Here is a 21,905-nt window from a genome sequence, read left to right as displayed (position 1 = left end):
TCCCTCCCGGGCCGCCGGGCGACGACCGCCTCCAGGGTAGGGCGACCCTCCGACACCGGCGCGTGCGAGGCTGGGCGGATGACCAGGGCGCGCTTCGAGATCATCCCGTCGGACGGCATCGGCGAGAAGGCGGAGCGGGCGTTCCCCGATCCGGCCGCGGTGACGCTGACCGTGACGAGCCTGCCGAAGCACGGGACGGAGCGGACGATCGACTCCGCGGTGGAGCTGGCCGGCCGCGGCTTCCGGGTCGTGCCGCATCTCGCGGCGCGGAACGTGGAGGGGCACGAGGCTCTGGAGCGCGCACTCGGGCGGATGCGGGACGCGGGGATCGACGAGGCGTTCGTGATCTCGGGCGACGCGAGGAGCGCCGCGGGCGGCTACTCGACGTCGCTCGAGCTGATCCGCGACGCCCGCGAGCTGCGGCCCGAGCTGGCCGTCGACGTCGCCGGCTACCCGGAGGGGCACCCGCACCTGTCGGACGAGAGCATCGCGAAGCACCTGCGCGAGCGGGCGCCGTACCTCCGCGGGATCGTCACGCAGATGTGCTTCGACGTGGACGCCGTTGTCCGCTACGCCGACCGGCTGCGGGCGGACGGGATCGACGCGGAGCTGTGGGCAGGCGTCCCGGGGCCGGTCGAGCGGGCGCGGCTGCTGTCGCTCGGCGCGCGGATCGGCGTCGGGTCGTCGCTCGGCTTCCTCAAGCGGAGCTCGTCGGTGGCGGGCGGGCTGCTGCGCGGCCACCGCTTCGACCCGTCCGCCTTCGTCGGCCGGCTGGAAGCCGCCGTGGGCGACCGCCTCGCCGGCCTGCACGTCTACACCTTCAACGAGCTCGACGGCCTGCGCGAGTTCTGACCCCCTCCGCGAGATGCCACTTGTGAGCGGCTTTTGCGGCGTGTCGCGCTCATAAGTGGCATCTCGCGGCGGGGATCAGTGCGTGCGCCGGACCCAGAGGGGCGGGTGGGGGAGCTCGGACTCGGTGCGGAGGCGGCCGGCCAGGGGGGCCCAGACGATCAGGGCGACGGCGAGGCCGAGGAGGAGGCCGCCGATGGTGTCGGTGAGCCAGTGGGCGCCGAGGTAGGTGCGGCTGGCCATCATCGCGACGCTGTAGAGGAAGCCGGCGATCCAGACCCAGAGCAGCGGGAAGACCAGAGCGAGCACCATCGCGGTGGTCGAGGCGTTCGCGGTGTGGCCGGAGGGGAAGGAGCCGTAGTCGCTGGTCACCAGCATGTCCTCGGGGCGGGCGCGGCCGACCAGCTCCTTCACGAGCTGGGTGGCGCCGACGCTGACGAGGGCGGCGAGCGCGTAGTAGAGGGCGGCCCAGCGCCGGCGGAAGACCAGCAGAACGATGATGATCGCGACCGGGATGATCGCGGTGCCGACGATCCCGGCGCCGACGGTGTTCATGATGAGCGCCGGGACGTCCCAGACGCTCGAGCGGTGCTCGACGATCTCGTCCATCCACTCGACGTCGAACGAGAACGCGGAGGTGGGGCGGAACGCGATGATCACGGCGAGGACGATCGTCACGGCCAGCGCGATCGAGGCGGAGATCAGCGGCCAGCGGCGCGAGACGTGCCGGGCGGCCTCCGTGGTGAGGACCTTCGCGACGACGTCGTCCGAGGGGGCGCGCCGGTGGAGGCGCTCGCGCTGCACGGCGTCGGGCTGGGCGACGCCGGGCTCGGTCTTCAGGGGGTCGTGGCGAGGATCCATCCGGACATGATGGCGCCACCGGACGTTCACGCGCTGGGGGTTGCGGGCTGACGCGGCGGGGTCGGGCTCGCGGAAACGCTTCCGGCACGTGGAAGCGGCACGTTTTCGCGAGCCGGAGCCGGAACGACGAGCCGGAGATCGGCCGTGATCACCTCCGGCTCGCGGAAACGCGTCCGGCACGTCGGATCGGCACCTTCTCGCGAGCCGGAGCCGGTTCCGCGAGCCGGAGGTCAACCGCGGACACCTCCGGCTCGCGACAACGCGTCCGGCACGTCGAAAGCGGGCCATCCGACGAGCCGGAGCCGGATCCGCGAGCCGGAGGTCATCCGCCCGCACCTTCGGCTCGCCAGAACGGGTCCGGCACGCCGGAAGATGGCGATTTCGCGGGCCGAGGGCGCTTCCGCGAGCCGAACATCTCCCGGCAAGCGGAACGCGCTCCGGCACGCCCGAATCCGAGGATCCGGCGAGTCGGGGCCGGTTCCGCGAGCCGGAGGTCGCCTCGGCGGATCAGTCCTGCAGGGCCGGGACCGTGCGGGGGCGGACGACGAGCCAGAGCGCCAGGATCGACACGGCGGCGGTGGCCATCATCACGCCGGCCATCGGCACGGCCGACTCGGCGCCGAAGAGGCCGGAGATCGGCGAGAGGATGCCTGCGGTGCCGAAGTTCACGGCGCCGAGCAGCGACGCGGCGGTGCCCGCCTCGCGGCCGTGGTTGACCAGGCCGAGCACCTGCACGCAGGGGAAGCTGAAGCCGCAGGCCGCGATGAAGAACCAGAGCGGGACGAGGGTGCCCCCGATGCCGAAGCCCAGGCCGTCGAAGAGCGCGATCAGCCCGGCGGTGACGAAGAGCGTGACCGTGGTGATGGCGAGGATCCACTGCGGGCCGACACCGCGGCGGCTGAGGTACGAGGACGCCTGGACGCCCGAGACCACGCCGAGCGAGTTCACCGCGAAGAGCAGGCCGTACTGCTGCGCGTCCAGGCCGTAGAGCCCCTGGAAGAGGAACGACGAGCTGGAGAGGTAGGTGAACAGACCGCCGAAGGTCATGCCGCCGATGATCGCGACGCCGACGAACACCCGGTCGCTGAGGACCGCGCGGTAGCGCTGCGCGAGCGAGCGGGAGTCGCGGTCGGCGCGCGCCACCCGGGGGCGCGTCTCGACGATCAGCAGCGCGACCGCCAGCATCACCAGCAGGCCGTAGGCGGCCAGGAAGACGAAGATGCCGCGCCAGTCCATCACCAGCAGCAGCTGCGAGCCGATGACCGGCGCGAGCACGGGCGCGAGGCCGGAGACCAGCGCGAGCCGCGACAGCATCTTCACGAGCGGACGCCCGCCGAACAGGTCGCGGACCATCGCCATCGCGACGACACCGCCCGCGGCGGCGCCGGCTCCCATCAGGAAGCGGAAGACGCCGAGCGAGACGATCTCGGGGGCGAACGCCGCTCCGACGCAGGCCAGCACGTGCAGCGAGGTCGCGAGCAGGATCGGCAGCCGCCGCCCGACCACGTCGCTCCACGGCCCGACGACCAGCTGCCCGAGCGCGAAGCCGAGCGTCGTGCCGGTGAGGGTCAGCTGCACCGCCGCCTCCGACACGTTCAGCTCGCCCTGCAGCGCCGGGAAGGCGGGGAGGTAGAGGTCGATCGTGAACGGGCCGAGCGCGGTGAGCGCGCCGAGGACGATCACGTAGACGAGGCGCTGACGGTTGGTCAGGGCGTCGCCGGCGTGCCGGTGCACGGAGATCGAGCCGGTGGGGGTCGGGGCGAGAGAGGTCACGGAGCCTTCCTGCGGGGCGCAGAGCGGAGAAGGGAGAGGGGAGCGCGGAAGGGCACCGCCTCTACCGCCAAGCGACGGGAGACCGGATTCATTCCCCGACTATCGAATCAATTCGACCGGGGGTCGCGCAAGGGCCTGAGCCGAGCCCGTGGACCGGAGTGCGCCTTCGGGATGCGGGGAGCGCTGCTCAGGCCGCCGGCCGCGCGCCGCCGGCCGGGTGCAGCTCGGCGGTGAGCGGATCGGCGAGCAGGCGCTCGAAGGCCAGCTCGGCCGCGCCGAGCATCAGCAGGTCGGCGCCGAGCTCGGTGCGGGCGATGCGCACGGAGTCGAGCGCCACCCGGAACGGCCCGCCGCGGCCCAGCCGCTCCTCGAGGAAGCCCGGTGCGACGCCGACGAGCGCGCCGAGGAACCCGCCGAGCACGACCAGCTGCGGGTTGAAGATGTTGACGACGTTGCGCAGCGCCACGGCGAGGTGTCCCAGCTGCCGCTCCACCTCGGCGCGCACCGCGGGATCGCTCGAGGCGGCGAGCGCCTCCTCGAGCCGCTCGCTCACGTCGGCGCTCTCGTCGAGGCCGAGCACCCGCAGCAGCTCCGCCCGGCCGACCTCGGTCTCGAGGCAGCCGACCGCGCCGCAGTGGCAGTCGACGCCGGCGCTGTTGACGAGGGTGTGGCCGATCTCGCCCGCGTAGCCGTCGATCCCGTGCAGCGGGGTGCCGCCGACGATCACGCCGGCGCCGACGCCGCTCGCGCCGCCGTTGAGGTAGACGAGGTGGGACACGTCACGCCCGGCGCCGAGGACGCTCTCGGCGAGGGCACCGAGGTTCGCGTCGTTGGCCGAGAGCACCGGCAGCCCGGTCGCCTCGGCGAGCATCCGGGAGAACGGCTCATCGGTCCAGCCGAGGTGCGGGCCGACCCGGACCAGGCCGTCGGCGTCCCGGACGAGGCCGGGGACGGCGACGCCGATGCCGACCGTACGGGCGTCGACGGGAAGCTCGGCGACCAGCTCGGCGATGGCGCCGGCCGCGAGCGCCGCCGCGGCCTCGGCGCTCGGCACTGCGGCGGTGCGGCGGATGCGGCGGCGCACCTCGGCGTCCAGGCCGACGATCGCGACGGTGACGGCGTCGATCTCCGGGTTCACCGCGATCGCGACGACCCGCGGATCGGTCTCGACGATCGGGCTCGGCCGTCCGACCTGGTTGAGGGTCTCGGGCTGCAGCTCGTGCACGACGCCCAGCTCGACCAGCTCGCCGACGAGGGCGGCGATGGTGGAGCGGTTGAGGCCGGTGAGGCGGGTGAGCTGCGAGCGGGACCGCGGGCCGCCGCGGTGCACGAGGCGCAGGAGCGCGGACAGATTGTGCCGGCGGACCCGGTCGAGGTTGTTGCCGCGCGTCGCGTTCTCGGCCATTCCGCGGTCTCCTCTGCTCTCCGGGGCCAGCCTATCCGCGGGTGCGGGCGCTTCCGGCCGCACAACATCAGCTGAGAAGGGGGTCCCTCGCCCCACAGAGGAGGGACCCCTCTCTCAGCTGATGTTGTGCGCGGGCCTCGCCGGTCAGGACCCCGCGCGGGTCCAGGTCCAGCTGCCGGCGGGCGCGTCGACGCTCACGTCGCCGCCCGAGCGGGTCACCGTGAACACCGTCTCCGCACCGGAGTCGTGCGCCGGCACCCGCACGACCGTCTCGCCGTCCGCGCCGGGGAACACCCGCAGCTCCAGCCCGTCGACGTAGTCGTACTCGGCGACGTCGCTGCGCGCGCCGACCGGGATCACCGCACCCTCGCGGACGTAGAGCGGCAGCGAGTCGAAGCCGTGCACCTCGCGGCGCCACTCCCCCGCCGAGTCGGTGCTCTCGCCCGTCCACCAGTTCGTCCAGCGCCCGCGCGGCAGGTAGAACTCGACCGAGCCGTCGGGGGTGAACACCGGCGCGACCAGCAGGTCGTGGCCGAGCATGTACTGCGTGTCGAGGTGCGCCGCGTTGCGGTCGTCCTCGAACTCGAGCGTCATCGGCCGCATCACCGGGGTGCCGGTGCGCGCCGCCTCCGCCCCCGCCGCGTAGAGATAGGGCATCAGCGAGAGCTTCAGCCGGGTGAAGAGCCGGGTGACGTCGACCGCCTCCTCGTCGAACGCCCACGGCACCCGCACCGACGACGAGCCGTGCAGCCGCGAGTGCGAGGAGAGCAGGCCGAAGGCGAGCCAGCGCTTGAAGACGCCCGGGTCGGGCGTGCCCTCGAAGCCGCCGATGTCGTGCGCCCAGAAGCCGAAGCCGCCGAGCGCGAGCGAGAGCCCGCCGCGCAGGGTCTCGGCCATCGAGACGTAGGAGGAGGTGTTGTCGCCGCCCCAGTGCACCGGCAGCGCCTGGCCGCCGACGGTCGCGCTGCGGGCGAAGAGCGCCGCGCGGCCCTCGCCGAGCTCCTCCTCCAGCACCTCGAACACCGCGCGGTTGTAGAGCTGGGTGTACCAGTTGTGCATGCCCTCGGGGTCGGAGCCGTCGGACCAGGCCACGCCCTCGGACGGGATGCGCTCGCCGAAGTCGGTCTTGAACGAGTCGACGCCCTGGCGGACGAGGACCCGCAGCTTGTCCTGGAACCAGCGGGTCGCCTCCGGGTTCGTGAAGTCGATCAGCGCCATGCCGGCCACCCACAGGTCCCACTGCCAGACGTCGCCCGCGGTGGTGCGCAGCAGGTAGCCCTTCTCGCGGCCCTCCTCGAACAGCGCCGAGGCCTGGCCGATGTAGGGGTTGATCCAGACGCAGGTGTGCAGGCCGCGCTCGTGCAGGCGGGCGAGGATCCCCTCCGGGTCCGGGAACGTGCGCGGGTCCCACTCGAGGTCGGTCCACTGGAACTCGCGCATCCAGAAGCAGTCGAAGTGGAAGGCCGACAGCGGCAGCTCGCGCTCGGCGAAGCCGTCGATGAAGGAGTTCACCGTCTCCTCGTCGTAGCTGGTGGTGAAGCTCGTGGTGAGCCAGAGTCCGTAGCTCCAGGCGGGGACGATCGCGGGGCGGCCGGCCAGCCCGGTGTAGCGGCGGAGCACGTCCTTCTTGGTCGGGCCCTGGATCACCAGGTACTCCAGCGCCTCGCCGCCGACGGAGAACTGCACGCGCTCGACGGTCTCGGAGCCGATCTCGAACGAGACCAGGCCGGGGTCGTTGACGAGGACGCCGTAGCCGCGGCTGGAGAGGTAGAAGGGGACGTTCTTGTAGGCCTGCTCGGAGGAGGTGCCGCCGTCGGCGTTCCAGACGTCGACGGTCTGGCCGTTCTTCACGAACGGGCCGAAGCGCTCCCCCAGGCCGTAGACGAGCTCGCCGACGCCGAGGTCGAGCTGCTCGTGCAGGTAGGCCTTCCCGTCCGGGCCGGTGAGGTAGCCCTCGGCCTTGTGCCCGGAGCCGGTGAGACGGGTGTCCGTTGCTGTGTCCCAGAACTCGAGCGACCAGGGCGCGCCCTGCGCGACGCGCACCTCGAGGTCGCCGGTGCGCAGCACGCCGCCGGTCTCGGTGAGGCTCGCCTCGCCGACCGCGTCGTCGACCAGGTCGAAGCCGCGGCGGGTCGCGGTGCCGCGCCAGTGCTCGATCCGGACCTTCGCGACGCCCTCCGCCGGCGAGGACACGGTGACGGTCAGCGTCGGCCGGTTCAGCACGTCGCCGCGGCCCTGGATCACCTTGGTCGGCGCGATCACCTCGAGCGAGGTGCCGTGGGAGCGGATGTCGTACGCCTCCTGCGCGAAGAGGGGCGTGAATCCGGCCCTCGTCTGCCAGAACCCGTCGGTGAACTTCATGGGGTGGTGCCTTTCTGATGGGGAGGCCGATGCCGGGGCGAGGTCGAAGCGCTTCGATTCCCGGCCGGGCGCGCCGAGGGGATCAGCGGCGCGGGCCCCGGTGGAAGGACCCGCGCCGCGGTGAGAAGGGGCTACTTGACCGCGCCGGCGGTGATGCCGCGGGTCAGGGTGCGCTGGAAGATCAGGAAGAAGATCAGCGTCGGCAGCAGGCCCAGCAGGGCGCTCGCGCTGGTCGTCGTGACGTCCATGATCTTGTCGCCCTGGAGGCTGGAGATGGCGATCGGGACGGTCTGCGTCGCATCGCTCACCAGGAAGACCAGCGGGATGAGGAACTCGTTCCAGGTCCAGATGAAGAAGAAGATCATCAGCACCGAGAGCGTCGGCCGCGAGATCGGCACGATCACCCGGGTGAGCACCTGCCACTTGGAGGCGCCGTCGAGTGCCGCGGCCTCGAGGATCTCCTTCGGGAAGGTGCCGTAGACGCTGGAGAGCAGATAGGTGCCGAACGCCGACTGGATGACGGTGAAGATGATGATCACCGAGAGCTGGCTGTCGTAGATCCCGACGGCCTTGAACATGTAGTACAGCGGGTAGAGCAGGGCCTCCTGCGGCAGCATGTTCGCCAGCAGGAACAGGATGATGATCCAGCTGCGTCCCTTGACCCGGCCGATGCCGATCGCATAGGCGTTGAGCACCGAGAGGGCGACCGCGAGGATCGCGACCGAGCCCGAGATCAGGATCGAGTTGCCGAGCTTCTCCGGGAAGTTCACCCGCTCCCAGAAGGTCGAGAGGCCGTCGAAGGAGAGGCCGGTCGGGAAGGCGAGCGGGCCGCCCACGGAGTACTCGGCCGGGGTCTTGAACGAGTTGAGCAGGATCAGCAGCACCGGGCTGATGATGACGAGTCCGATCACGACCGCCACGACCAGGATCGCCCAGTCGCCGAGGGTGCGCTTGGTCGCGCCCTTCGAGGCCTTGGGCGCCTTCTTCGGCGTGGTCAGATCGGTGTCGTCGGTTCCGGCCTGGGTGAACGGCAGGGCTTCGATGGCCGACATCAGCGGGCTCCTTCGCTGCGCTCGACGCGCTCCTGGGCGCGGATGAAGAGGACGGCCAGGATCACGATGACGATGGTCAGCGCGGTCGCGATGGTGGCGCCGTAGCCCACCTGCTGCTTCTGGAAGAACTCGGTGTAGGAGTAGTAGCTCGGCACGATGGTCGAGTCGCCCGGGCCGCCGCGGGTCAGCGCGTAGATCGGGCCGAAGACCTTCAGCGCGGCGATGGTGCAGGTGAGGGTGACGACGAAGACCTCGGGCCGGATGATCGAGATGGTGATCCAGCGGAAGCGCTGGAACCAGTTCGCGCCGTCGAGCTCCGCGGCCTCGTAGAGCTCGGGGTCCACGCGCTGCAGCGCCGCCATGAAGATGACGACCGGGTAGCCGAGCTGCACCCAGATCATCACGACCATGATCGAGAGCATCGCGGTGTCGGGCTTGCCGAGCCAGTCGTGCGCGAGCGAGCCGAGGCCGACCGCCTCGAGGATCGAGTTGAGGGCGCCGTTGTCCGGCCGCAGGATCCAGCCGATCACGATGGCGGCGATGACCGTCGGCAGGATCTGCGGGAGGTAGTAGGTCGCGCGGAGGAAGGAGGCGATCCTCCCGCCGAACTTCTTGCCGACGAGATCGAAGAGGATCGCGGCGAGGAGGAGGCCGAGGATCGTCGGCACGATCACCATCGCGATGATCATGTAGACGGAGTTGAGGAACGACGTCCAGAACTGGTCGTCGCCCATCAGCTCGATCCAGTTGTCGAGGCCGATGAAGATCGGCGGCTTGATGCCGCGCCACGACGTGAAGCTGATGTAGATGTTCCAGATCAACGGGATCAGCACGATGAACACGAAGAGCACGAAGCCCGGGATCAGGTACAGCCAGTAGCCGCCGGAGCGCTTCTCGCGGGGCGGCTTCTCCGCCGTGGGAGGCGGCGGGGCGCTCTCCGCGCGACGCGGAACGGTCGTCGTCATGGGTACTCCTTGAACGTGGGGGCTATGGGGGGGGGCGGCGGAGCCCGGGGTGGCCGCGAGATGCCACTTGTGCACGGATTTCACGGCGTGTCGCGTGCACAAGTGGCATCTCGCGGGAGGGGGCGACCTTGCAGTTACTTGATGTCGGCCACTCCGTCGTCGTACTTGCCCTGCAGCTCCGTCAGCATTCCGCTGGGGTCGACCGAGCCGTTGATGAGCTCCTGCGAGGCGGCGACGAGGTCGTCGTAGAAGGTGGCGGTGGGCCAGTCGGGGTAGAAGGAGAGCTGGTCCTGGTCGACGACCGTCTTCCACTGCGACAGCAGCGCCTTGCTCTTCTCGTCGGTGATCGCCGTCTCGTCGACGACCAGCGGGATGCCGCCGTTGTTGCCGATGAGGTTCTGGATCTCGGGGCGCATCGTGATGTCGATCCACTTGTAGGCGAGGTCCTTGTTCTTCGCCGTCTCGGGGATGACCCAGTGGTTGCCCGCGGAGCCCATCGTGAACTCGGCGCCCGGGAAGAGGAAGGTGTCCCACTCGAAGCCGGTGATCTCGGTCTTGAAGCGGCCGAACCACCACGAGCCCGAGAAGAAGATCGGGTACTCGCCGGAGATGAAGGCGGTGCCCGCGTCCTCTGCCTTGAGCCCGGAGGCGTCCGCGGAGAAGTAGCCCTTGTCCACGTAGGTGTGCAGCTGGTCGGCCGCGTAGCTCCAGGCCGCGTCCTCGAAGTCGACCTCGCCGGTGTAGGTCTGGTAGTCGGTGATCCACTGGCGATCGGCCTTCAGCAGCGCGAGCTGGTAGAAGAGCTGCTGCAGCGGGTACTCAGCGCCGGCCTCGGCGAGCGGAGTGATCCCCTTGGCGACGAAGGCGTCGAGCACGGCGGTGAACTCGTCGTAGGTCGTCGGGACCTCGAGGCCGTTCGCCGCGAAGACGTCCTTGTTGTAGTAGACGAAGGTGAACTCGCCGTAGTTGGGGATCCCGTACCAGGAGCCGGAGCCCATGATGCCCTTGTCGTCGTACTTGGCCGTGGTCTGCAGAGCGCCCGGGATGAGCTTGTCCCAGCCGTAGAACTCGACGGCCTCGTCGAGGTTGGTCAGCAGCCCCTGGCTGGAGAGCAGACCGCTGGTCGCGTTGCCCTTGTTGTACTCGACGACGTCGGGTGCGGAGTTGGAGTTGAAGATCTGGCTGGCACCGGTGCGCAGCTGCTCGAAGGCCTTGAACTCGTAGGCGATCTCGGCGCCGGTCTCCTTGGTGAAGATGTCGCGGGCGGCGAGCCAGGCGATGCCGCGGTCGCTGTCGGGGGTCTCGAAGTCCCACATGGTGAGGGTGCGACCGGCGCCGTCGACGTCGGTGGCGAGGGCGTCGGAGCCGGCGTCGGAGCCGCCTCCGGAGCAGGCGGCGAGCGCGAACATCGCGCCGATGCCGACACCGCCGGCGATCAGGCCGCGGCGGCTCAGCGAGCCGACGGTGGCGGCGGAAGGGCGGTGGAAGGCGGTGCGGGGACGAAGCGACATAGCGGGAGTTCTCCTTCAAACGGTGCCGCGGGGCTGTGGACGAGGGCTGTGAGTGGTGGATCGTGCGAGTCGAAGAGCGCTCTCTGAGACCGGCGAGCTGTCGAAGCGTTTCGACGATCGGCGCGGAGAGCGCGGAGGCGAAGAGGACTGGGGAGGGGTCAGGGAGCGGCCGGCACCGGGGCGCCGGTCGCGGCGAGCGCGACGGAGCCGCGGTCGACGTAGTGGGGCGGGAGGAGGTCGACGCCGGTGGTGCGGCCGGAGTCGATCTGCTGGAGCGTGCGGGCGACGGCCGCGCGGCACATCGCGTCGAACGGGAGGGGGATGCTGCTGACCGGCACCGGGAGCGCCGCGCCGTCGTAGCTCGCGCAGGCCGCGAGGACCGACAGGTCGCCGGGGATCGAGAGGCCGCGCTCGACGAGGCGCTCGATCGCCGCCTCCGCCACCGGCTCGTTGCAGTGCAGCACGAGGGCGGAGACCGGGGCGGTGAGCAGCGCGTCGACCGCCGCCGACGCGCTCGCGCGGCCGATGTGCGGGCGCTCGACGCTGAGGGCGAGGCCGAGGGCCGCGCACTCCGCCTCGAAGGCGTCGTCGAAACGGCGGACGAAGCCGGCGTTGCGGTCGGTGTACGACTGCGGGTGCTCGATCAGGCCGATCGAGCGGTGGCCCTGCTCGGCGAGCAGGCGGACGCTGCGGCGGGCGGCCTCGGCGAAGTCGAGGTCGACGCAGGCGAGGTCGTGCGCGTCGGCCGGGACGCCGATGAAGGTCGCCGGGACGCCGGCCGCGCGGATGAGGGCCGCGCGGTCGTCCTCGTCGTCGACGCCCATCAGGACGACGCCGTCGACGAGCGAGGAGGAGGAGACGCGGGCGATGCCGCTGGAGGCCTCGTCCGTGACGAGGAGGAGGACGTCGTAGTCGGACTCGCGGGCCCGCTCGAGCACCTCGGTGACGAAGCGCATGTGGGTGGGCAGGTGCAGCTCGCCGCGCATCGGCGCCGAGAGGGCGAGGATGTGGGTCCGCGCTCCGGCGAGCATGCGGGCGCCGGCGTGCGGCCGGTAGCCCAGCTGCCGGACGGCCTCGTCGACCCGCTGGCGGGTGGAGGCGGCGATCGATCGCTTGCCGGAGAGGGCGTAGGAGACGGTGCTGATCGAGACTCCGGCCACGCGGGCGACGTCGTGGATGCTCGCCATCGTTCCTCCTGCCGGACCTCGTCGTCGGTGCCCGGCCGCTCCGCCCTGCTCGGGAGAGCAGTGCTTCGAAACGCTTCGACCGGGTTGCTGCTGAGCACTGTACGCACAGTCGAAACGCTTCCGCAAGGAATTCGTCGGGCCACGCCACATATCGGCGCGAGACGTCGCGTCGATCGATCAGCACAGTGACGCGGGACGTCGCGTCGATCGAGGGGCACCACCGCGCGACACGTCGCGACGACCGTTGCGCCGCACGCCGCCGCTCGATATGTTGGGCGCAACAACAATTCGGCGACGTCGCCGGAAAGGATTCGGATCAATGTCCCTGACCCCCACCCGCGCCGACAAGTTCTCGTTCGGCCTCTGGACCATCGGCTACAACGGGACGGACCCGTTCGGCGGCCCGACCCGCAAGCCCCTCGACACCGTGCACGCGGTCGAGAAGCTGAGCGAGCTCGGCGCCTACGGCCTCACCTTCCACGACGACGACCTCTTCGCGTTCGGCTCGACCGACGCCGAGCGCCAGACCGAGATCGACCGCCTCAAGGGCGCGCTCGAGTCCACCGGCCTGATCGTCCCGATGGTGACGACCAACCTCTTCAGCGCCCCGGTCTTCAAGGACGGCGGCTTCACCTCGAACGACCGCGACGTGCGCCGCTTCGCGCTGCGCAAGGTCCTCCGCAACATCGACCTCGCCGCCGAGCTCGGCGCGCAGACCTTCGTGATGTGGGGCGGCCGCGAGGGCGCCGAGTACGACTCCGCCAAGGACATCCGCGCGGCCCTCGAGCGCTACCGCGAGGCCGTCAACCTGCTCGGCGACTACGTCACCGACAAGGGCTACGACATCCGCTTCGCGATCGAGCCCAAGCCCAACGAGCCCCGCGGCGACATCCTGCTGCCGACCCTCGGCCACGCGATCGCGTTCATCGACTCGCTCGAGCGCCCCGAGCTCGTCGGCGTGAACCCCGAGGTCGGCCACGAGCAGATGGCGGGCCTGAACTTCACGGCCGGCATCGCCCAGGCGCTGTACCACGGCAAGCTCTTCCACATCGACCTCAACGGCCAGCGCGGCATCAAGTACGACCAGGACCTCGTCTTCGGTCACGGCGACCTGCACAACGCGTTCTCGCTCGTCGACCTGCTGGAGAACGGCGGCCCCGGCGGCGTCCCGGCATACGACGGCCCGCGCCACTTCGACTACAAGCCCTCGCGCACCGAGGACGAGACCGGAGTCTGGGACTCGGCCGCGGCCAACATGCGCACCTACCTGCTGCTCAAGGAGCGTGCCGCGGCCTTCCGCGCCGACCCCGAGGTCCAGGAGGCGCTCGCAGCGTCCAAGGTCGGCGAGCTGTCGACCCCGACGCTGAACGAGGGCGAGTCCTACGACGACCTGCTCGCGGACACCGCGTCCTACGAGTCGTTCGACACCGACGCGTACCTCGGCGGCAAGGGCTTCGGCTTCGTCCGCCTGCAGCAGCTCGCCACCGAGCACCTGCTCGGCGCGCGCGGCTGACCCACCCGGCCGCTCCCGCGGTGCGCCGCGGGACGTCCTGAGACGGACGGGATCCTCTGCCTCGGCAGGGGGTCTCGTCCGTTCTCGCATGCTCGGGTGACGGCTCCGGCCCTCCCCCGCCTCTCCTCCGCGGAGGCATGGCCCCCGCCCTTCCACCCGACGGAGGCACCGTCTCCGCACCCCGACTTCAGCGGAGGCCGCGCCTCCGCACCCGCCACAACGAACGGAGACGGCGATGACGCTCGTCGCAGGGATCGACTCGTCCACCCAGAGCTGCAAGGTCGTCGTCCGCGACCTCGACACGGGAGCCGTGGTCCGCACCGGCCGCGCCTCGCACCCGGACGGGACCGAGGTCGACCCGGCCGCCTGGTGGGAGGCGCTGCAGATCGCGCTCGCGGACGCGGGCGGACTCGACGACGTCGCTGCGATCTCGGTCGGCGGGCAGCAGCACGGGATGGTCGTGCTCGACGCCGACGGGCGGGTCGTCCGGCCCGCGCTGCTCTGGAACGACACCCGCAGTGCCGGCGCGGCGCGCGAGCTGATCGAGGAGCTCGGCGCGGAGGCGTGGGCGCAGCGCACCGGCAGCGTCCCGGTCGCGTCCTTCACCGCCACCAAGCTGCGCTGGCTGCGCGACGCCGAGCCGGAGAACGCCGCGCGCGTCGCGGCCGTGGCGCTCCCGCACGACTGGCTGACCTGGCGCCTGCTCGGCTACGGCCCCGACTCCGCGCGCGGGCCGCAGCTGGACGCGCTGACCACCGACCGCTCCGACGCCTCCGGCACCTCGTACTGGGGCGCCGACGGCTACGACCTCGACCTGCTCGAGCGCGCGCTCGGGCACCGGGCGCTCCTCCCCCGCGTGCTCGGGCCCTCGGAGCAGGCGGGCACGACCGAGAGCGGTCTCGTCGTCGGTCCCGGCGCGGGTGACAACGCCGGCGCGGCGCTCGGACTCGGTGCGGGTCCCGGCGACGTCGTGGTGAGCATCGGCACCAGCGGCACGGTCTTCGCGGTGACGGACGACCCGGTGCGCGACGCCTCCGGGACGGTCGCCGGGTTCGCGGACGCGAGCGGTCGGTTCCTGCCGCTGGTCGCGACGCTGAACGCGGCGCGAGTGCTGGCCTCGACGGCCGGGCTGCTCGGCAGCGACTTCGACGCCTTCTCGGCGCTCGCGCTCGAGGCGGAGCCGGGCTCCGGCGGCCTCGTGCTCGTGCCCTACTTCGAGGGCGAGCGGACGCCGAACCTGCCCGACGCGACGGCGAGCCTGCACGGGATGACGATCGCGTCGGCCACGCGGCCGAACCTGGCGCGCGCGGCGATCGAGGGCATGCTCTGCGGCCTCGCCGACGGCCTGGACGCGGTGCGGGCGCAGGGCGTCGAGGCGCGGCGCATCCTGCTGATCGGCGGGGCGGCGCAGAACAGCGCGGTGCAGCTGGCGGCCTCGCAGGTCTTCGACGTGCCCGTGGTCGTGCCGACGCCCGGCGAGTACGTCGCCGACGGCGCCGCGGTGCAGGCCGCCTGGGCGCTGACCGGCGCGCGCCCGACCTGGGAGGTCACCTCCCTCGCCGAGCCGGCGCCGGACCACCGCCCGGTCATCCGCGAGCAGTACGCCGCGGCCCGCGCCTGACCCGCGCGCAGAACATCAGCTGAGAGTCCGTCTCATCGCCCATGAGCGATGAGGGCGGCTCTCAGCTGATGTTCTGGCGGAGGGCGGGTCTCGATACGCGCTCCGCGCTACTCGACCAGCATGGGGAGAGGGCTGCCGCCCATCGGGCGACCGCTCCCCTCATGCCGACGGCACAGCCGCATCATGCTGACCGAGGAGGGCGCGCAGCGCCCGTATCGAGCGGAGGGGGCGCCTTCGGCGCCAGCGCAGGGCGGGGAAGAGACTGACGTTCATGCGGTGGTGGGTCTCGATACGCCCCTGCGGGGCTACTCGACCAGCATGTCTGCGGGCGTCTCTTCCAAGTAGATCCCGCCGTCAGCTCGTCAGGCCGTCGACGTACTCCCGGTTCTCCGCCAGCCACGACTCGAGGGCCGCGTCCTGGTCGTCGGCCCCCTCGTTGAACAGGGCGTTCTCGAGCGAGTACAGCGTGTCCGAGTCCATCCGGAAGTCGCGCAGCCAGCTGCTCAGCGTCGGGAAGTCGCTGTCGAAGGACGCGGAGCCGAAGGCGTGGATCCCCTCGGCCTCGCCGAGCAGTCCCTTCGGGTCCTCGAGGTCCTTCACCGGGAACGCGTCGTAGGCCCAGTGCGGGCGCCACAGCGTCACCGCGATGTTCTCGCCGGCCGCCGTCGCGCTGGAGAGCTCCTGCAGCATCGCGGGCGTGGACGAGGTGAGGTACTCCATCCCCTCCAGGCCGTAGCCGGGGATGACCGCGTCGGTCGTGATCCCGTTCAGCCCCGAGCCGGGCTCGATGCCGACGAGGCGGTTCCCGACCACCTCGGGGTTCGCCGCGAGCTCCTCGAGGGTGTCGATCGGCGCGTCCTCGTTCACCGCGATGGTGAGCTTCGCGTCGTCGTTCCAGGCGCCGAGGTCGACGATCCGGTCGCCGTACTCGTCGAGGTAGTCGCCGTGGGTGATCGGCAGCCAGGTGTCCAGCGCCAGGTCGTAGTCGCCGCTGGCGAGACCCGAGAAACCGGGCGCCACGTCGATGCTCTGCAGCGTCACGTCGTAGCCCTCCTCCTCGAGCACCGCGCCCCACAGCCGCGACGCGGCGATGCCCTCGTCCCAGCCCTGGAAGACGGCGAGGGTGACGTCGGTGCGGTCGCCGTTGTCGACGGCCGCGGTGGTCGCCGGGCCGGCGACGGCCGACGCACCGAGCGACGCGACGACGCCGACCGACACCGCGGCGATGGCCGTGCGGGTCGCGACGACGGCCTTGCGGCTGCTCGCCCGGGCGACGCGGGCCGGCGACGGGGCGCCGAGGGCGCTCGTCATCCGGTCGAGGATGATCGCCAGGATCACCACCGCGATGCCGGCCTCGAAGCCGAGCGCCACGTCGATCCGGCCGATGCTGGCCACGACGTCCCCGCCGAGACCGCCCGCGCCGACCATGCCCGCGATGACGACCATGGAGAGCGACAGCATGATGACCTGGTTGAGGCCGGCCAGGATCGACGGCAGCGCGAGCGGCAGCTGGATCTGGCGGAGGATGCGCCACTTCGACGAGCCGAACGACTCGCCCGCCTCGACCAGCTCGGAGTCGACCCCGCGGACGCCCAGCTCGGTCAGCCGGACGCCGGGCGCCATCGCGAAGACGATCGTCGCGACGATGCCCGGCACGACACCGACGCGGAAGAGGATCAGCGCCGGAATGAGGTACACGAACGCCGGCATGGTCTGCATGAAGTCGAGGACCGGGCGCAGGATCGCCGAGGCGGTCCGGTTGCGGGCCGCGAGGATCCCGAGCGGCACGCTCAGCGCGATGGCGACGGCGGAGGCGACGAGCACCAGGGCGAGCGAGTCCATCGCGTTGTCCCACTGGTCGACGCTCGCGATCAGCAGGAGCCCGACCGCGGAGCCGAGCCCGAAGACCCAGCCGCGCGCGGCGTAGGCGAGCACCGCGATCAGGGCGATGACGACCCAGAACGGCGGGGTCGCCAGCACGAAGTCGACGCCGGTGTAGGCGGCGCCGAAGACCGTGCGGAGCAGGTCGAAGACGGGCTGGAAGGTCTGCGTCAGCAGGTCGACGACGTTCTCGGCGGCAGCGCCGAGCGGGAGGCGGAGGTCCGGGTTCATCGCACGCCCCCCTCGTTCGCGAGCACGGCGTCGTCGACGGGGCCGCCGGTCGCGTGCAGGGTCGCGGTGACCATCTCCGTGGGGAGGGTCGCAGGCGGCTCGACGAGCGGCAGTCCGCCGGTCTGCGGGCCGAGATTGCCGAGGGCCGCGAGCAGCGTCACGCGCGGGATCGCGCCGAGGAGCCGCCCCGCCTCGTCGACGACGGCCACCGGCAGCGCCGACTCGACGGCCGGCTCGATGATCTCGCTGAGCGCGGTGTCCGGGCCGACGCTGACGACGGCCTCGGTGACGACGAGCGAGAGGTCGGTGGTGCCCGCGCGGACCTGCTCGATCACGTCGCGGTCGCGGACGGTGCCGAGCAGCCTGCGACCGGCGCCGACGACGAAGGCCGCCGCGGTCTGCTGGTCGCGCATGGTGCGCAGGGCGGCGCGGGGGCCGGCGGCGAGCGTCACGACGGAGCGCGCCGGCTCCATCACGGCGGACGCGGTGAGCACGCGGGCGCGGTCGACGTCCTGCACGAACTGGGCGACGTAGTCGTTCGCCGGGTCGGTGAGGATCTCCTCCGGGGTGCCGATCTGCACGATCCGGCCGTCGCGCATGACCGCGATCCGGTCGCCGAGGAGCATGGCCTCGTTGAGGTCGTGGGTGATGAAGACGATGGTCTTGCCGAGCTCGTGCTGCAGCTCGATCAGCTGCTCCTGCATCTCGCGGCGGATGAGCGGGTCCAGCGCCGAGAACGCCTCGTCCATCAGCACGATGTCGGTGTCGGCGGCGAGCGCCCGGGCCAGTCCGACCCGCTGGCGCATGCCGCCGGAGAGCTCGTCGGGCATCTTCTCGTGCCAGCCGGCGAGGCCGGCCCGCTCGACCGCGAGCAGCGCGCGCTCGCGGCGCTCGGCCGCCGGCACGCCCTGGATCTCGAGCGGGTAGGCCACGTTGTCGAGCACGGTGCGGTGCGGGAGCAGCGCGAAGTGCTGGAAGACCATCGAGATCGAGGAGCGGCGCACGCGGCGGAGCTCCTTGTCGGAGACGCCGGTGATCGAGCTGCCCTCGATCAGCACCTCCCCCGCGGTCGGCTCCTGCAGGCCGTTGAGCATGCGGATGAGCGTCGACTTGCCGGAGCCGGACAGCCCCATCACGACGAAGATCTCGCCGCGGCGCACCTCGAAGGAGGAGTCGATCACCGCCGCGGTGCCCTGGCCCGCGAGGTCGGCGCGGTCGGCGCCCTCGCGCAGCCGCCGCACGACCTCCTCGGGCCGGCGCCCGAAGACCTTGAAGAGGTTCCTCGCCTCGAGGGCCGGGCCCTCCCGCTCGAGGGTCGCTGTGGCGGCTCCGGCTCCGTTCCCGGGCTCGCTGATGTCCTGCTGATTCTGCTGCACGTGCACTCCGTCGGCGCGCAGGGACGCATCCCTGCACTCTCATCTCGTGGTGCCGGGTCGGGTGCGGGGGACGTCCGTCTCTCCAGCCTCCGCGGGCGTCCCGCCGCGGTGAGCGGAGGGGGCGCAGAGGCGATTCCGGTTCGTCCGGGAGGCGGCCACGGGGCCGCCTCGCGCACCCGTTGACCGTACGCTCGCGGCACGTCGGGGAGGACGCCGCACGAGCGCGGACCGATTCATCGGGGTCTCGAGGACCGCCGTCCACGGTAGCCGCGGGTGTCCGTCCGGACAAACGGCGGGCCCCGCATCAGGCGGTCTGCAACGATGCAGAGCCGGGCTATGCGGTGACGTCCGTGCTGGTCAGGGCTGTTTTCCGCGCCGTTGCCCGATCGTTACCAGCGGATGCCCGCTTGCGCCCGGATGATCGAGCAGCCCGCGCAACGGACCTCTCATGTCGATCGAGCAGCCCGCGCAGCGGACCTCTCATGCTGATCGAGCAGCCCACGCAGCGGACCTCTCATGCTGATCGAGCAGCCCGCGAAGCGGGCGTATCGAGATCCCCCGCCGTCAGTCCGTCGTCTCGCCCGCCGGCCCGGACGGGGCCGTGACGCCGACGCCGCTGACCGGCTCGCCCTCCCAGGAGACGAGCGACCACTCCGAGCCCGAGCCTTCGAGGACCACGATGCCGGTGTTGTCGAGGAGGTGGTCGGCGATGAAGTCCGCATCGAGGTCGAGCGAGCGGAGCCCGGCCCAGCAGCGGATGGCGGCGCCGTGGCTGACCAGCGCGACGACGTCGTGGCCGGTGGCCTCCGCCTCCGCCACCACCGCGTCGTAGCGGGCGGCGAACTCGTCACCGGTCTCGCCGCCCGCCAGGCGCAGCGAGGTCTCGCCACCCGCCCAGCGGAACACCGTGCCCATGTACTCCTCGACCGCGGCCTCGTCGCCCCGCATCTCCAGGCCCGCGGCCGCGATCTCGCGGATGCCTGCGCGCTCGACCGGTTCGAGCCCGAGCGCGGCGGCCAGGGGCGCGGCCGTCTCGTGGGTGCGCTTCATCGTCGAGACGAAGAGCGCGCCGATCGGCTCGTCGGCGAGCGTCGTCGGCAGGGCCGCCGCTTGGCTGCGGCCGAGCTCGGTGAGCCCGGGTCCGGGGATGCGGGTGTCGAGGATGCCGTCGACGTTGGAGGGGGTCTGGCCGTGGCGGATCAGGAGGAGGCGCATCCGTCCACGCTACCGGCGGCCGCCGACACGGCTGCCGAGCGGGCGGCCGTCTCCGCCGTTGCCGCGATCGCCGCCGACTGCCACGATGAGCCCCGACGGACCGCCCGGGCCCGCGCGAAGGAGACTCCCATGGCTGACGGCTTCACGAAAGAGGAGCGCGCCGCGATGAAGCAGCGCGCCGCCGAGCTGCGCGAGGAGGCGAAGCGCCAGAAGAGCGCCGACAAGACCGCCGCGGAGAAGGCCGACGCGGAGGCGGCGATCGCGGCGATGACGGACGTCGAGCGTCCGATCGCGCAGATGCTGCACGAGGTCGTGGCCGCCGAGGCGCCCGAGCTGCTGCCGAAGACCTGGTACGGCTTCCCCGCGTACGCGCGCGCCGACGGCAAGGCGATCGTCTTCTTCCAGCCGGGCGCGAAGTTCGGCACCCGCTACTCGACACTCGGCTTCCAGGACGGCGCGCAGCTCGACGACGGCACGATCTGGCCGACGGCCTACGCGCTCACCGCGGCCGACGACGGGACCCGCGCCACGGTCGCCGAGCTCGTGCGCCGCGCGGCCGGCGTCGCCTGACGGCTCATGCTGATCGAGTAGCCCGCGCAGCAGGCCCACCCATGCTGATCGAGTAGCCCGCGCAGCAGGCGTATCGAGATCCACCCTTCTGGAGACGCAGGGTCTCGATACGCCCCTTCGGGGCTACTCGACCAGCATGAAAGGCGGCGCTTCCAGCGAGAAACCCGCCTCCTGCTGATCGAGTAGCCCGCGCAGCGGGCGTATCAAGATCCACCGTTCTGCAGACGCGGGGTCTCGATACGCCGTCCCGCGGACGGCTACTCGACCAGCATGTTTCGACGCGCGACCGGCATGGTTCGGCCCGTGACCGGCATCGTTCGGCGCACGATCGGCACGGTCCTGTCCGCGACCGGCATGCATCGCCGATCAGCGCAGCAGCACCGGCCCCGCGTCGACCGCGAGGCGGAACAGCGAGTACGGGTAGGTCCGCAGGTCCGTCCCGCCCTGGTAGTCCGCCTGCCGGTGCAGCTGGTTGGCGGTGACGTAGAGGTGCCCGTCCGTCGCGAGCGACATCGTGTCGGGCCAGAGCAGGCGCTCGTCGTGCACGAGGGTCTCGATGGTGCCGTCGGTGCGGCGGCGCACGATCGCGTTGTTCTCGTAGCTCGTCGCGTAGAAGCGGCCCCGGTCGTCCGTCTCGAGTCCGTCCGCCCCGCCGCCCTTGTCGCCCTCGTCGACGACCGTCGCAGCGACGTCCTCGTCGGAGACGCCGCGGTCGACGAGCGCGTCGGTCGCCACGCTGTACCAGCGCCGCGAGGCGAGCGGGCAGTACCAGAGCCGCTCGCCGTCGGCCGAGATCGCGATGCCGTCCGCGCCCATCGTCACGGGCTCGGGGTCGCCGTCGGCCGGCCGCTTCATCAGCACCCGCCCCTCGGCCATCGGCACGAGCTCGGGCGGCGTCAGCGCCTTGGTGCTGGGGTGCTCGTGCAGGCGGCGCCAGGCAGTGCCGGACTCGAGGTCCACGACGATGATCCCGTTCGGCCCGGAGTCGGCGGAGTCGGTGATGTAGGCGATCCCGCGCCGCAGATCGAAGCGGATGTCGTTCAGGTAGGTCGTCGGCAGCGCGACGTCCGGCTCGAGGACGATCACCTTCTCGACCGTGTCCGTCGCCAGGTCGACGCAGACGAGCTTCGGCCCGCCGCGCTTCGTCGGCTGGAACAGCGGGCTGCCCGTGTCCAGGATCCACAGCCGGTCGGCCGGATCGACCACGATGCTCTGCACCGAGACCAGCGCCCCCGCGTCGTCGTCCCCGTCGGGCGAGTTCCACGCCTCGTCCGGGAACGGCACCGCGACGCCGTCCCGCAGCTCCACGACCGTCGCCGGCACCTCGTCGCCCCACTTCGGGAAGTTCACGAAGATCCGGCCCGTGTGCGACACGCTCACACCCGTCGGCATCGGCCCCTCGGTGAACTCGTGCACGAGCTCCAGCTCGCCCAGCGGCTCGTCGACCGGGCGCGGCCTGCCGTGCGAGTCGTCGTCGTCCTGTCCCCAGAAGCCCATCGGTCGTCCTCTCGTCGGTGCCCGCGGTGATGCGGAG

The 21,905-nt window shown here is 71.6% G+C and carries 16 protein-coding genes; 4 read left to right on the top strand and 12 right to left on the bottom strand.

What is annotated here, in order from left to right; translation table 11 throughout:
* Window positions 1–78: 78 nt before the first annotated feature.
* Complete coding sequence (locus EDF45_RS18605; RefSeq protein ID WP_123737315.1) at window positions 79–852, top strand: methylenetetrahydrofolate reductase; 774 nt, start codon at window positions 79–81, stop codon at window positions 850–852.
* Between the two features lie 75 nt (window positions 853–927).
* On the opposite strand, the gene EDF45_RS18600 is transcribed toward EDF45_RS18605, so the two are convergent.
* From EDF45_RS18600 to EDF45_RS18565, 8 genes are all read right to left on the bottom strand, one after another.
* Complete coding sequence (locus tag EDF45_RS18600) at window positions 928–1,710, bottom strand: phosphatase PAP2 family protein (protein WP_123737316.1); 783 nt, start codon at window positions 1,708–1,710, stop codon at window positions 928–930.
* 507 nt (window positions 1,711–2,217) lie between these two features.
* Entirely contained in the window at window positions 2,218–3,483 is a 1,266-nt protein-coding gene (locus EDF45_RS18595; protein WP_243582282.1) for a multidrug effflux MFS transporter, read from the bottom strand.
* 187 nt (window positions 3,484–3,670) lie between these two features.
* Window positions 3,671–4,888 carry an ROK family protein gene (locus EDF45_RS18590; RefSeq protein WP_123737317.1) on the bottom strand — a complete coding sequence of 406 codons (1,218 nt, stop codon included), beginning with the start codon at window positions 4,886–4,888 and terminating at the stop codon, window positions 3,671–3,673.
* Window positions 4,889–5,032: 144 nt separating this feature from the next.
* Entirely contained in the window at window positions 5,033–7,249 is a 2,217-nt protein-coding gene (yicI, locus tag EDF45_RS18585; RefSeq protein WP_123737318.1) for an alpha-xylosidase, read from the bottom strand.
* A 131-nt stretch (window positions 7,250–7,380) separates the two neighbouring features.
* Window positions 7,381–8,301: a carbohydrate ABC transporter permease gene (locus EDF45_RS18580; protein WP_123447719.1), complete on the bottom strand. Its 921-nt coding sequence runs from the start codon at window positions 8,299–8,301 to the stop codon at window positions 7,381–7,383.
* Window positions 8,301–9,266: a carbohydrate ABC transporter permease gene (locus EDF45_RS18575; protein ID WP_123447720.1), complete on the bottom strand. Its 966-nt coding sequence runs from the start codon at window positions 9,264–9,266 to the stop codon at window positions 8,301–8,303. Before EDF45_RS18575 ends, EDF45_RS18580 begins: the two co-directional genes overlap by 1 nt.
* Before the next feature lie 134 nt (window positions 9,267–9,400).
* Entirely contained in the window at window positions 9,401–10,777 is a 1,377-nt protein-coding gene (locus EDF45_RS18570; protein WP_260312272.1) for an ABC transporter substrate-binding protein, read from the bottom strand.
* A 158-nt stretch (window positions 10,778–10,935) separates the two neighbouring features.
* Window positions 10,936–11,964: a LacI family DNA-binding transcriptional regulator gene (locus EDF45_RS18565; protein WP_165909145.1), complete on the bottom strand. Its 1,029-nt coding sequence runs from the start codon at window positions 11,962–11,964 to the stop codon at window positions 10,936–10,938.
* A gap of 319 nt (window positions 11,965–12,283) precedes the next feature.
* Between EDF45_RS18565 and xylA the strand changes: the two genes are divergently transcribed.
* Together xylA and xylB are read left to right on the top strand one after the other, a co-directional pair.
* Window positions 12,284–13,477 carry a xylose isomerase gene (xylA, locus tag EDF45_RS18560; RefSeq protein WP_123447721.1) on the top strand — a complete coding sequence of 398 codons (1,194 nt, stop codon included), beginning with the start codon at window positions 12,284–12,286 and terminating at the stop codon, window positions 13,475–13,477.
* A gap of 235 nt (window positions 13,478–13,712) precedes the next feature.
* A complete protein-coding gene (xylB, locus tag EDF45_RS18555; protein ID WP_123737320.1) occupies window positions 13,713–15,098 on the top strand; it encodes a xylulokinase in 1,386 nt (461 codons plus the stop codon).
* A gap of 354 nt (window positions 15,099–15,452) precedes the next feature.
* Here xylB and EDF45_RS21920 read toward each other — a convergent pair whose 3' ends face one another.
* From EDF45_RS21920 to EDF45_RS18540, 3 genes are all read right to left on the bottom strand, one after another.
* A complete protein-coding gene (locus EDF45_RS21920; RefSeq protein ID WP_123737321.1) occupies window positions 15,453–17,210 on the bottom strand; it encodes an ABC transporter permease/substrate binding protein in 1,758 nt (585 codons plus the stop codon).
* Window positions 17,207–18,565: a glycine betaine/L-proline ABC transporter ATP-binding protein gene (locus EDF45_RS18545; protein WP_260312305.1), complete on the bottom strand. Its 1,359-nt coding sequence runs from the start codon at window positions 18,563–18,565 to the stop codon at window positions 17,207–17,209. Before EDF45_RS18545 ends, EDF45_RS21920 begins: the two co-directional genes overlap by 4 nt.
* 585 nt (window positions 18,566–19,150) lie before the next feature.
* A complete protein-coding gene (locus EDF45_RS18540) occupies window positions 19,151–19,801 on the bottom strand; it encodes a histidine phosphatase family protein (RefSeq protein WP_123737322.1) in 651 nt (216 codons plus the stop codon).
* 129 nt (window positions 19,802–19,930) lie between these two features.
* Between EDF45_RS18540 and EDF45_RS18535 the strand changes: the two genes are divergently transcribed.
* The gene (locus tag EDF45_RS18535; protein ID WP_123737421.1) at window positions 19,931–20,371 is read left to right on the top strand and encodes a hypothetical protein; all 441 of its coding nucleotides are present in this window, start codon (window positions 19,931–19,933) and stop codon (window positions 20,369–20,371) included.
* 366 nt (window positions 20,372–20,737) lie between these two features.
* Here EDF45_RS18535 and EDF45_RS18530 read toward each other — a convergent pair whose 3' ends face one another.
* Window positions 20,738–21,868: an L-dopachrome tautomerase-related protein gene (locus EDF45_RS18530; protein ID WP_123737323.1), complete on the bottom strand. Its 1,131-nt coding sequence runs from the start codon at window positions 21,866–21,868 to the stop codon at window positions 20,738–20,740.
* Window positions 21,869–21,905: the final 37 nt, after the last annotated feature.

Origin of the sequence: Rathayibacter sp. PhB186 (genome assembly GCF_003751825.1) — a bacterium.
Classification (GTDB): Bacteria; Actinomycetota; Actinomycetes; order Actinomycetales; family Microbacteriaceae; genus Rathayibacter; species Rathayibacter festucae.
The sequence above is the reverse complement of the archived record's forward strand: the minus strand, read 5'-3'. Positions and strand labels throughout refer to the sequence as shown.

What these genes read in the sequence shown, in the direction of transcription:
- EDF45_RS18605 (WP_123737315.1), top strand. Translation starts at nt 79, where the DNA reads ATGACCAGGGCGCGCTTCGAGATCATCCCGTCGGACGGCATCGGCGAG.
- EDF45_RS18600 (WP_123737316.1), bottom strand. Translation starts at nt 1,710, where the DNA reads ATGGATCCTCGCCACGACCCCCTGAAGACCGAGCCCGGCGTCGCCCAG.
- EDF45_RS18590 (WP_123737317.1), bottom strand. Translation starts at nt 4,888, where the DNA reads ATGGCCGAGAACGCGACGCGCGGCAACAACCTCGACCGGGTCCGCCGG.
- yicI (WP_123737318.1), bottom strand. Translation starts at nt 7,249, where the DNA reads ATGAAGTTCACCGACGGGTTCTGGCAGACGAGGGCCGGATTCACGCCC.
- EDF45_RS18580 (WP_123447719.1), bottom strand. Translation starts at nt 8,301, where the DNA reads ATGTCGGCCATCGAAGCCCTGCCGTTCACCCAGGCCGGAACCGACGAC.
- EDF45_RS18575 (WP_123447720.1), bottom strand. Translation starts at nt 9,266, where the DNA reads ATGACGACGACCGTTCCGCGTCGCGCGGAGAGCGCCCCGCCGCCTCCC.
- EDF45_RS18570 (WP_260312272.1), bottom strand. Translation starts at nt 10,777, where the DNA reads ATGTCGCTTCGTCCCCGCACCGCCTTCCACCGCCCTTCCGCCGCCACC.
- EDF45_RS18565 (WP_165909145.1), bottom strand. Translation starts at nt 11,964, where the DNA reads ATGGCGAGCATCCACGACGTCGCCCGCGTGGCCGGAGTCTCGATCAGC.
- xylA (WP_123447721.1), top strand. Translation starts at nt 12,284, where the DNA reads ATGTCCCTGACCCCCACCCGCGCCGACAAGTTCTCGTTCGGCCTCTGG.
- xylB (WP_123737320.1), top strand. Translation starts at nt 13,713, where the DNA reads ATGACGCTCGTCGCAGGGATCGACTCGTCCACCCAGAGCTGCAAGGTC.
- EDF45_RS21920 (WP_123737321.1), bottom strand. Translation starts at nt 17,210, where the DNA reads ATGAACCCGGACCTCCGCCTCCCGCTCGGCGCTGCCGCCGAGAACGTC.
- EDF45_RS18540 (WP_123737322.1), bottom strand. Translation starts at nt 19,801, where the DNA reads ATGCGCCTCCTCCTGATCCGCCACGGCCAGACCCCCTCCAACGTCGAC.
- EDF45_RS18535 (WP_123737421.1), top strand. Translation starts at nt 19,931, where the DNA reads ATGGCTGACGGCTTCACGAAAGAGGAGCGCGCCGCGATGAAGCAGCGC.
- EDF45_RS18530 (WP_123737323.1), bottom strand. Translation starts at nt 21,868, where the DNA reads ATGGGCTTCTGGGGACAGGACGACGACGACTCGCACGGCAGGCCGCGC.